Source organism: Kitasatospora sp. NPDC059571, assembly GCF_042735675.1.
Lineage (GTDB): Bacteria > Actinomycetota > Actinomycetes > Streptomycetales > Streptomycetaceae > Kitasatospora.
In genome coordinates this window covers 1-10,141 of record NZ_JBHWBW010000280.1, presented here as the reverse complement: position 1 = coordinate 10,141, position 10,141 = coordinate 1, and the positions used below count along the sequence as shown (strand labels likewise).

Sequence of the window (10,141 nt, the reverse complement as noted above, 5' to 3'; positions counted from 1 at the left end):
GTTGTGCCAGAGGCGGGGCCCCGCCCGGTAGCCCAGGCTTCCGTGCACGCCCCCCCGCCCCCGGGGGCCGTCGGCGGTGTCGGCCACCCCCCCGGCCGCCGCCGCACGGCGCCCGGCCCCCGTCCGGATCGACTCGGCCTTCATCCAGCAGGCCGGCCCGCGGTGCGCGGGCAGCACCCCCGTGCCGTAGTGCAGGCCGTCCCCGCCGCCGTCGCCCGGGACGACGGGTTCGGTGAACCCGACCATGGCGCCGTCCGGTTCGGCCAGGACGGCGACGGTGTGCAGCAGGTCGCCGCGGGCCGCGACCGCGGCCGCCGCCAGCAGGGCGCGGCCGGTGCCGCGCCGCCGCTCGGCGGGGTGCACCGCCAGGTCCACCTCCGCGAGGTGGCGCCGGTCGGGGCGTCCGACAGCCAGAGGTAGGCGGAGCCCACCGGAACTCCGTCCTCGTCGGCCAGCCAGGCCGGTCGGCGGCGTCCGGCCGGCACCGCGGGGTCGGTCAGGGCGGTGAGGCGGATCGGAACGGCGGCTCCAGGGTCGGGACGGCCCGGTGACCGTAGAGGCGCCGGCAGTACGCCGCAAGCGGTTTCCACCGGACCGGACGGCGCACGGGCGACCGCTCGGCCGGGCCGGCTCGGGCACCGGCCGGGGCCGGGTCAGGCGCCGAGCACCCGGACGGGAGCGCCGTCCAGGAAGGCCCGGATGTCCTCGACGGCCTCGCCGTAGTACGTCCGGTAGTTGGCCTGCGAGACGTAGCCGAGGTGGGGGGTGGCCAGCAGGCGGGGCGCGGTGCGCAGCGGGTGGTCGGCCGGCAGCGGCTCGACGTCGAAGACGTCCAGGCCGGCGCCCGCGAAGGCGCCGCGCCGCAGCGCGTCGATGAGGGCGTCCTGGTCGACGATCGCCGCCCTGGAGGTGTTGACCAGGTACGCATCGGGCTTCAGCAGGGCGAGTTCGGCTGCGCCGAGCAGGCCGCGGGTCCGCTCGCCCAGGGCGAGGTGGACGGAGACCACGTCGCTGGTCCGCAACAGCTCCTCCTTGGACGGAGCCAGCTCGACGCCGGCCTCGGCGGCCCGCTCGGCGGTGAGGTTCTGGCTCCACGCCGACACCTCCATGCCGAAGGCCCGGCCGATCCCGGCCACCCGGCTGCCGATCTTGCCCAGCCCGAGCAGGCCGAGCCGGCGGCCGGCGAGGTCGGCGCCGACGGTGCTCTGCCAGGGGCCGCCCTCGCGCAGCGCGGTGCTCTCGGCGACGACGTTGCGGGCCAGGCCCAGGATGAGCGCCCAGGTCAGCTCCACCGGCGGGGTCGAGGAGCTGGCCGTGCCGCAGACGGTCACCCCGTGCTTCTCGGCGGCGGCGTGGTCGATCACGGAGTTCCGCATCCCCGAGGCGACCAGGAGCTTCAGCCGCGGCAGCCGGTCGAGCAGCGAGGCCGGGAAGGGGACGCGCTCGCGCAGGGTCACCACGATGTCGAACCCGGCCAGCCGGTCGGCGAGTTCGTCCTCGTCGGTGAGGTGGTCGGAGAAGCCGGCCACCTCCACCCGGTCGGCGACCGGCGACCAGTCGGCGATCCTGGTCGCCACCTCCTGGAAGTCGTCGAGCACCGCGCAGCGCAGCTTCATGGCCATGCCTCCTCGCCCACGGCGCGGACCCCGCGGTCCCGGTGCCGCCGCCGGCCCGGTCCGATCCCACCACGTCCGCCCGCCGGCCCGCTCGGCGCTCGGCCGGCCGATCGGCGAGGGTGTGTCAGACTGCCCGCCATGAACACGGAAACGATCACCGCCGCGAGCGCGGGCACCTGGGATCTCGGCGACCTGACGGTTCGTCGGATCGGTTTCGGCACGATGCGCCTCACCGGCAGCGGCGCCTTCGACCAGGGCGTGCCGAGCGACCGCGGGCGGTCGATCGCGGTGCTGCGGCGGGCGGTCGAGCTCGGGGTGAACCACATCGACACCGCCGCGTTCTACTTCTCGTCTCTGAGGTCCGCCAACGAGCTGGTCAATACGGCGCTGGCGCCGTACCCGGACGACCTGGTGATCACCACCAAGGTCGGCCCCAGCCGCGATGCCTCGGGTGAGTGGCACACCGCCCGGCCCGAGGGGCTGCGCGGCCAGGTGGAGGAGAACCTCCGCCAGCTCGGCCGCGACCACCTCGACGTCGTCAACCTGCGGCTGATGCCCGGCATGCGCGAATTCGGCACCTTCGCCGAGTACTTCGGCGCCATGGCCGAGCTGCGGACGGCCGGGCTGATCCGGCACCTCGGCCTGTCGGTGATCCGCCCCGAGCACCTGGCCGAGGCCCGGGCGATCGCCCCGGTGGTCTGCGTGCAGAACCGCTACGGCATCGACAGCCGGCAGAGCGGGGCGGACGACCTGCTGCGCGAGTGCGGTGAACTGGGCATCGCCTTCGTGCCGTTCTTCGCGATCGCCGGCGAGGGCCGGGAGGCGGGCGCGTCCGCCGAAGGCCACGACCAGGACCTGCTGGACATCGCCCGGGCGCACGGCGCGACCCCGGCGCAGGTCCGCCTCGCCTGGACGCTCCACCGGGGCCCGCACGTGCTGGCCATCCCGGGCACCGGCAACCCCGATCACCTGGTCGAGAACCTGGCCGCGGGCGCCCTGCACCTCTCCGCGGACGAGCTCGCCCGGCTCGACTCCCCCGGCCGCGCGCAGACGGCCGTCTGAGCCGTCCCGGCGGGCTGCTCCCGACGCGGGCCGGGGGGCTGCGGCGGGCCGCCCCGGCGGCCGGTCACCCGCTCGCGGTCGGCCCCGGCCCGGTCCCGGTGCCCGCGGACGCGCTCGCGGAGGGGGCCGGGTCGGTCAGTGCGTGCGCGCTCACCGACGGTGCGGGCGAGGCGGCGCCGCCGGCCGGCGCGGCCCGTACGCAGCCCAGGCTGGTCAGGGAGGCCGCGAGCCGCTCGGTCAGGAAGTCGAACAGGTTCTGGCCGTCCACCGGCGAGGGCGCGGCGGCGGTGAAGCGCCGGTCGAGCCGGATCCGCTGCCGCCCGGGCCCGGCCAGGCCGTCGCAGTACGCCTTCGGGTCGCCGTCGGCCCGGCGGCCGACCCGGGGCTGCCCGACCCCGGCGCGGTAGAGGTCGGTCTTCGCCGTGCTCTGCCGGCCGTGGTCGCGGACCATCGGGTCGTTCAGCGGCACGATGGCGACCGGTGCCGCCTGGTGCGCGGCCGCCTGGAGTTCGTCGAGCGCGAGCGAGGTGGCCCGGTGCCCGGGGTCGGCGAGGTCCGGCGCGGTCCACGGGGTGCAGCCGAGTGCCGGGTCGACGAACTTCGTCAGCAGCAGGTTGTCGCTGCCGTTGAGCAGCGAGGTCGCCCGGAGCCGCCGGGCGTTCGCGGCGGTCCGCTGCGCGGTCGCACCGTTCCCGGTCACCAGGTACTCGGTGGTGACGTTGTCGCTCTGGTCCTGGTCGACCAGGCCGAAGTCGCGGGTGGTCGGGCACGGTTTGCCGTCCCGCGCGGTGCCGGGCGAGGGCACGGTCAGCCGGCCCGCCCGCCGGGCGGTGTCCGCGGCGGCGAAGAACGCGGGGGCGTTGCAGTAGGCGAACTGCCCGAAGGGCTGCCCCGGGGACCCGTTGACGCACCCCGCGCCGGCGGGCGCGCCCTTGAGGGTGAGGACGTCGCCGTTGAAGCCGAACCAGATGCCCACCACCGCGTTGCGCGGCAGCACCGGCACCACGGGCGGGGCGGCGGGTCCGCGCCGCTGGTCGGTGACCAGCGGGTTGTAGACCGAGAGCGCGCCGGTGGCCGGGTCGAGCACGGTGGCCTGGACGAACGCCGCCTGGGCGAGGTTCGACTCGTGGCAGGGACCGCGCCGGGGGTCGGTCGCGGTCAGCCGGTACGGGGTGGCCAGGCCCTTCGCGGTGAGCGGGGCGGGCGGCACCACGAGCGTGCAGCCCGGGTTGGGCCCCGCCCCCGTCCCGGCGCGGTCGGGGGACGCCGGTCCGGGTGCGGTTGCGGCGGACGAGACGCCGATCAGCACGGTGATGGTCAGGATGGCGCCGAGCGGGATGCCGAGCGCGGTCACCCGCCGGGCCCGGCCGCCGGAGCGGGAGCGGAGGCGGTGCCGGACCGGTTGTCGGCCGTACTCTCGGGGGAAGGTCATCGGGTTCTCCTCTTCACGCGCCACGGCAACGGCCGGGCTGGCGGAGCAATGCGACGGTGTGGCCTAGTGGTGGCCGGTGGCCACGGCGGGCGGCGGCGGCTGGGTCGGCGGCATCGGGGCCGCGGTCAGCAGCACCGCCGCGTAGGCGCCCATGGCCACGGCCGTGGTGGCGGTGATGAACAGCCAGCGGATGCCCAGCAGTGCGGGCAGGCTGAGCAGCAGGTGCAACGAACCACCCCGCGGCAGGGCGGCCCGCCGCCGGCGACGGCGTGCCCGATGGCTCACCGGCCCCTCCCCCGGCCCGTGCCCCGCCCGGCCGTCAGGGCGGGCGGCCCGCCGCCGGGTGCGGCCGGCCGGACGGCACCGATGCGGTCGCGGTGGTCGAGCAGCTCGCGCGGCATGTCGAAGGCGACGGCGGCGACGGTCTGCTCCCCGTGCGGGGTGTCGCGGTGGTAGGTGGCCACGAAGCGCTCGGAGCGCAGCGACCCCTCGACGATCTCGATCCGCTCCCCCAGGGCGGGGATGCCGACGGCCTGCAGCCGGGTGCCGTGCTGCTCGGACCAGAACCGCGGGACGGGGGTGAACGGCGCCGCCCGCTCGACACCGAGCAGCAGGGAGTCGGCGGCGTGCTGACCCATCTCCACGGCGTGGATGAGGTGTTCGATCCGGCGCGGAACGGCGTCGAACCGGGCGTTGGGCCAGCGCGCCACGTCGCCCGCGGCGACGATGTCGGGGACGGGCCGGCCGGTGGTGTCCACCGCGTGGCAGGTGGCATCGCAGAGCACGCCGTCGGTGGCGTCGATCCCGCTGCCGGCCAGCCAGTCGGTGCGCGGTGCCCCACCCAGGCCGAGGACGACGAAGTCGGCGTCGACCGTCTCCCCGTCGTCGAGCCGGAGCCGGAGTCCGTCCCCGGTGTCGGTCCACTGCGTGATCCGGGTGCCGAGCCTGACGTCGACCCCGGCGCGGACCTGGATCCGCCCGACCACCTCGCCCAGCCGGGGGCCGAGCACCCGCCTGAGCAGCGGCGCGCTGTGCACCACCAGGGTGACGTCCATGCCGTGCTCGCGGGCCGTGCAGGCGAGTTCGCAGCCGACGAAGCCGCCGCCGAGGATCACCACGTGGTGGGCGCGGGCCTCCGCCATGGCCTGCTGGATGGCCGCGGCGTCCTCCAGGGTCCGCACGGTGCGGATCCGTGCGCTGGCGACGGGCGTCTCCGGCAGCCGCTTCGCGTCGACACCGGTGGCGATCACCAGGCCGTCGTACGGCAGCCGCTCGCCGCCGCGCAGCAGGACGGCCCGGGCGACCGGGTCCAGTCCGACCAGATGGCTGCCGAGCAGCCAGTGCGCGTCGAGCCGGTCGTCGGTACGGAATGCCAGGTCCGCTGCCGAGAGTTCACCGGAGAGGAACTGCTTGGACAGCGGCGGCCTGCTGTACGGGCGATGCAACTCCTCGCCCACGATGACCAGTTCGCCGCCGAATCCGCGCTCGCGCAGCCTGGCCGCGGCGCTCAGTCCGGCCAGTCCGCCGCCGGCCACCACGATCCGGCGGCCGTCCGCGGCGGGCACCCGGCGGCGGCCCGGACGGCGGCCCGACGCTGGCCGGGAGCCGCCCTGGACGGCGATGGCCTGCATCGGGCAGCACCGGGCGGCCTGCCGGGCCCGGGCCGCCAGCGGCGCCGGGACGTTGGCGGTGTAGTGCAGGGAGCCGCCCTTGGAGATCGTGAACACCTCGGGCGCCTCCTGCTGGCAGATCCCGTAGATGTGGCAGCGGCGGTTGTCCACGCTGACCTTGACCGGCTGCGTCTCGGGCACCGGGCCCGGCCGGACGGGGCCGGGCGGCTCGACCCGCACCGGGGCGGCAGTCGGCACCGACGCCGGCAGCGGCACCGGGATCGGCGCCGGCCAGAGCGGTGCTACGGGCGCCGCCACCGGCATCGCCATGGGGGGCGCCATCGGCATCACCACCGGCATCGCCACCGGAAGGACCGCGGGGGCCGGGGCCTGAACGGGCGACGGCCAGGGGCCGTACGGCGCCCCGTCGGGCAGCGGCGGCGGGACGTTCGGAGGCCAGGGGATCTGGGTGTTCACGTGCTCGGCTCACCTCGTCGGGACACGGTGGATTCGCACGCGCAGGGCACGGGGAGAGTGCAGTGCGGCCGGGTGCGGTGCGGGGAGCGGGGGCGGGTCAGCGCGGTGCGTCCAGGCGCTGCCCGAACGCGCGGCTGCGGAGCCGGGACTCCGACGGCAGGACCCGGATCAGGAAGGCCAGCAGGCACACCCCGGCACCGAGCGCGACCAGCACTGCCACCGGATCGAGGTGGCGCGGCTCCGGGTGCACGGTGAAGACGTGCAGCCAGATCAACGCGAACGCGGCGTAGCCGAGTTGGTGGAACTTCAGCCATCTGCGGTAGGCCAGCCGCCGCTGCAGCCAGACCGAGCAGCCGACTGCGATGCCGAGTTCGGTGCCGACGATGCCGAAGCCCACCGGGATGCGCTGCAGACCGCCGGTGAAGGGGACGAGGAGTTCGGCGGTGCCGATGTCCCAGACCGGCTGGTAGAGGAAGGTCAGACCGTGGATGCCGCCGAAGATCAGCGCGGACAGTGCAATGCCCATGTGGGCGCCGTGGACGGTCGGCCGGGCCGCGAACTGCTGGAAGTACCGCATCCGCAGCACGACGCCCAGCAGGACGGTGGACACCATCAGGGTGTACGAGATCAGCGCCGCCAGCCGGGCGATCTTGTGCACTCCGGCGTCGTAGTCGATCTGCTTGTCGTAGGCGTCCAGCGGCGAGCCGGGTACGGCGCCCGCGGCGGCCGGCGCCGCGACCAGCAGGCACAGCATCAGCAGGAGGAGGACCGCGGTCGCGACCAGGGCCGCGGCGGCGCGCGGGCCGATTCCGGCCACGGTCCGCGGACGGCCGCCGGGGACGGTGCGGGACAGCGTTTCAGCAGCCAATGTCGCCGACTCCTTGCGTCGTCGTCCGAGCGGGCGTGCCGCGGCGGGGTTGGCCGCCGCGGTACGTCCGCGGTCTCACGACGGCTGCGGACATGCGGGCCGAGGGGATCGCCGCCCATTGCCGACGGAGCATGTCGGCCCACCGGGGGAGGGGCCAACTCCGCCGATCGTATGGGCGGTTCGGCGTTCGGATAGTGCGCGCAGAAGTCCCTAAAGAATCCATAAGGTCCTCTTACGCATCCACCGCGGAACCGCACCGGCCGGCGGCCGGACCAGCGGGCGGATCAGGCGGGCGGAACGAGCTTCACACCCACACCGTGCACCGTGTGCAGATAGCGGGGCCGGGCGGCCCGCTCACCGAGCTTGCGCCGCAGGCACGAGAGGTGCACGTCGACGGTCTGCTCCACGACGTACGGCCGGCGCCACACCGCGGCCAGGATCTCCTTCCGGGAGACCACCCGCCCCTCGTTCTCGGCCAGGAAGGCCAGCAGGTCGAACTCCCGCCGGGTGAGCCTGACTTCGCGTCCGGCCAGCCGGACGGTGCGCGCCGTGGTGTCGATGGTGAGCTCCCCCACCACACGGGGTGCCACGGCCGCGTCGGGGGCGCCGCCCGGTCCGGCCGCACCGGCCCCGCAGCGGCGCAGCACGGCCGCCAGCCGGGCGGCCAACTGCTCGCCGGAGAAGGGCCGGACGAGATAGTCGTCGGCCCCGGCACGGAGGATCCTGGCGATCTCCGCATCGTCGTCGCAGGCCGCGGCGGCCAGCACCGGGAGCTGCGACAGCCCGCGGATCATGCGCAGCGCGTCGGCGCCGTCGAGGTCGGGGAGGGCGAGACCGAGGACCACCGCGTCCGGGGGCGACACGGAGATCTCCCGCAGTGCACCGAGGCCGTCCGGGATGCTGCGCACCGCGTGCCCGGACGCGGTCAGCGACTCGATCAGCGACCCTCGGACGACCGGATCGCCTTCCACGACGAGGACGGACGCCATGGGCCACACCGTAGCCGAGGCGCCGCCTCCCGCCCATGGGATCGCCCGCGATCCCGACCCGGAGCGGAGCGCCCGGAGAGGCCCGGAGAAGGCAGAAACCCCAGGTCGTTGACCTGGGGTTTCACGCCGGAGCGGGCGACGGGGGTCCAACTCGTTCTCCCCGCAGGGGAGTCAGCGACCCCTGTACCCGCCACCCTCCGCCGCTGCAGGATGCCGGAGGACTCAGTGGTCGTTGACGAACGTGTGCTCGCTTCCGAGATGTCCCACGCTCGGGCCCAGCCAGATCGAGACGGCGATGTTGACGTTCTCCGGGAGGTCGTAGATGCCCCCGTCCGAGGCACTGACGGTCTTGCAGGAGCCGAGGCCGCCCGTGGCCTCGATGATGTAGCGGGAGTTGTACTGGCCGGAGCTGCTCTGGACCCAGACCTGGACCCTGGGCGCCGTGCCGTCGGATGCCGTGTCGCAGACGGAGACCACGTCGCCGTGCTCCGCGACGTAGACCGTGCCGCCGTGGGCGGAGTCCGTGGTGGTCCACGTGTGGTCCCAGCCGCCGCTGGGCGGGTCGACGGTCGCGGATGCCGAGGTGGCGGTGGCGAGTGCCCCGCCGGCGAGAAGAACGGTGGCTGCGGTCAGAGCCGCAATCCTGTGGCGCATCATGTGTGATCCTCCCCGTGGAACTCGCTCGGACGACCCGGGCGAGCACCAGCGAGCCTAGGCAGATCGTTGGTGTGCCGAGCAAGGTCGAGTGGATCTTTGCACCACCTTGACAGGACGCGCACAAAATACCGCCGCGGCAGCGGCCCGACGCAGCTCGGGGACCCGGAGAAAGCAGAAACCCGCTGGCAGGCTCCGCGCCGAGCGGGATGGTCCCCTCCTCGACCTGGACACGATCACCACGACGAAGCTGCACCTCCCACCTGCCCCTGCCCCCCTCCGAGAGAGGGCCGGGGTTTGGGGCGGACCCCTATGCTCTGGGGCGTCACGCCTGCGGGCCAGCCCTTCCGTCCACCCTGTGGCGCGGCTGCCGCCGCCGTCGCGGGGCGAGGACAGGAGCGGAGGCGAGCGGCGGGCCGGCGCCGCGAGCGAAGCGAGCCTTGATGAAGGAGCGAAACTCGTAACAACCTCTCCTCCCTCACCCTCTCCCTGCCTATCGGCTCGGTCGGCACGTGCGCTTGGCCTAGCTCTCAGGCCGCCGGCGGGGGGCCTCGTCATCGGGGTGCCCCGTTCCGCCGGACCGGCTTCGGCCGCATCCGGCGCAAGGCTCGGGCCAAGGCCGGCATGCCGGACTTCCGCTTCTACGACCTCCGGCACACCGGCAACACGATGGCTGCTGCGACCGGGGCCAGTCTCAAAGAGCTGATGGCGCGCATGGGCCGTGCCTCCGTCCGGGCCGCGCTGATCTACCAGCACGCGACCATCGAGCGGGACAAGAAGACTGCCGACGCCATGGACGCAGAGATCACCCGGCGACTCGGCCGGGGCACGACCCCATCTCAGGAGGCATGGGAGGAGCCAGCAGAGTCCTCCGCGCGGCTGTTCGGTGCGTCAAATCGTGAGCCGGGTGACGGACCCGGATGGCCGCACTCCTCGTGCTGCCATCGGGCTGGACTGGTCAGCTGGAACCGGCCAGCGGTAGTCGATCGAAAGCGAGGTCCAGCATGGCCGTCATCATCGTGTTCGACATCCCCGGCGGTACCCAGGCCCAGTACGAGGAAGTCACCAACAAAATGACCGGGGGGCGCGGCATCGTGAAGTCGAGCTCGGACTGGCCGGCACCTGGCCTGATCTCCCACTGCGCCGGGCCCGGCCCGGACGGCTGGCATGTCACGGATGTCTGGGAGTCCAAGGAGGCGTTCCAGCGATTCGTGGAGAAGCTCGCACCGCTGATGCGAGACGCCGGAATGCCCGAGGCCGAGCCCAAGATCTACGAGGCGTTCAACGTCGTGACCTCTTAGCCGATATGGCCTCCGGCTGGCCTTTCCGTCAGCTCCCCTAAGAGGAGCTAACACAAAGCGCGGACGCGCCTGTAGGTGATCAGGCAGCAGGCCAGCTTGAGGAATGCCTCGTGGATGTCGTCGCGTATGTCC

At 74.1% G+C, this 10,141-nt stretch carries 9 protein-coding genes and 1 pseudogene; 2 read left to right on the top strand and 8 right to left on the bottom strand.

From position 1 onward, the window contains the following. A pseudogene (locus ACFV0G_RS25970) lies at positions 1–375 on the bottom strand (hypothetical protein); the annotation flags it as partial. Positions 376–653: 278 nt separating this feature from the next. Then, complete coding sequence (locus ACFV0G_RS25965; protein ID WP_380552608.1) at positions 654–1,616, bottom strand: D-2-hydroxyacid dehydrogenase family protein; 963 nt, start codon at positions 1,614–1,616, stop codon at positions 654–656. A gap of 138 nt (positions 1,617–1,754) precedes the next feature. Here ACFV0G_RS25965 and ACFV0G_RS25960 point away from each other — a divergent pair, with 138 nt between their 5' ends. Then, positions 1,755–2,678 carry an oxidoreductase gene (locus ACFV0G_RS25960; RefSeq protein ID WP_380552605.1) on the top strand — a complete coding sequence of 308 codons (924 nt, stop codon included), beginning with the start codon at positions 1,755–1,757 and terminating at the stop codon, positions 2,676–2,678. A 64-nt stretch (positions 2,679–2,742) separates the two neighbouring features. On the opposite strand, the gene ACFV0G_RS25955 is transcribed toward ACFV0G_RS25960, so the two are convergent. The 6 genes from ACFV0G_RS25955 to ACFV0G_RS25930 all read right to left on the bottom strand — a co-directional run bounded on the left by ACFV0G_RS25955 (position 2,743) and on the right by ACFV0G_RS25930 (position 8,711). Next, positions 2,743–4,110 (bottom strand): hypothetical protein, encoded by a 1,368-nt coding sequence (locus ACFV0G_RS25955; protein ID WP_380552602.1) that lies wholly within the window; start codon positions 4,108–4,110, stop codon positions 2,743–2,745. 63 nt (positions 4,111–4,173) lie between these two features. Next, entirely contained in the window at positions 4,174–4,338 is a 165-nt protein-coding gene (locus ACFV0G_RS25950; protein WP_380552599.1) for a hypothetical protein, read from the bottom strand. A gap of 53 nt (positions 4,339–4,391) precedes the next feature. Further along, positions 4,392–6,197 (bottom strand): FAD-dependent oxidoreductase, encoded by a 1,806-nt coding sequence (locus ACFV0G_RS25945; protein ID WP_380552596.1) that lies wholly within the window; start codon positions 6,195–6,197, stop codon positions 4,392–4,394. Positions 6,198–6,294: 97 nt separating this feature from the next. Further along, positions 6,295–7,065, bottom strand: a complete 771-nt coding sequence (locus tag ACFV0G_RS25940) for a ferric reductase-like transmembrane domain-containing protein (protein WP_380552593.1) — start codon at positions 7,063–7,065, stop codon at positions 6,295–6,297. Between the two features lie 284 nt (positions 7,066–7,349). Continuing rightward, entirely contained in the window at positions 7,350–8,054 is a 705-nt protein-coding gene (locus ACFV0G_RS25935; RefSeq protein ID WP_380552590.1) for a response regulator transcription factor, read from the bottom strand. 222 nt (positions 8,055–8,276) lie between these two features. Then, positions 8,277–8,711, bottom strand: a complete 435-nt coding sequence (locus ACFV0G_RS25930; RefSeq protein ID WP_380552587.1) for a hypothetical protein — start codon at positions 8,709–8,711, stop codon at positions 8,277–8,279. A 1,001-nt stretch (positions 8,712–9,712) separates the two neighbouring features. On the opposite strand from ACFV0G_RS25930, the gene ACFV0G_RS25925 reads away from it, so the two are divergent. Beyond that, a complete protein-coding gene (locus ACFV0G_RS25925) occupies positions 9,713–10,009 on the top strand; it encodes a hypothetical protein (protein WP_380552584.1) in 297 nt (98 codons plus the stop codon). Positions 10,010–10,141 lie beyond the last annotated feature (132 nt).

Coding starts and splice junctions, on each gene's coding strand:
- ACFV0G_RS25965 (WP_380552608.1), bottom strand. CDS start 1,616: ATGAAGCTGCGCTGCGCGGTGCTCGACGACTTCCAGGAGGTGGCGACC.
- ACFV0G_RS25960 (WP_380552605.1), top strand. CDS start 1,755: ATGAACACGGAAACGATCACCGCCGCGAGCGCGGGCACCTGGGATCTC.
- ACFV0G_RS25955 (WP_380552602.1), bottom strand. CDS start 4,110: ATGACCTTCCCCCGAGAGTACGGCCGACAACCGGTCCGGCACCGCCTC.
- ACFV0G_RS25935 (WP_380552590.1), bottom strand. CDS start 8,054: ATGGCGTCCGTCCTCGTCGTGGAAGGCGATCCGGTCGTCCGAGGGTCG.
- ACFV0G_RS25930 (WP_380552587.1), bottom strand. CDS start 8,711: ATGATGCGCCACAGGATTGCGGCTCTGACCGCAGCCACCGTTCTTCTC.
- ACFV0G_RS25925 (WP_380552584.1), top strand. CDS start 9,713: ATGGCCGTCATCATCGTGTTCGACATCCCCGGCGGTACCCAGGCCCAG.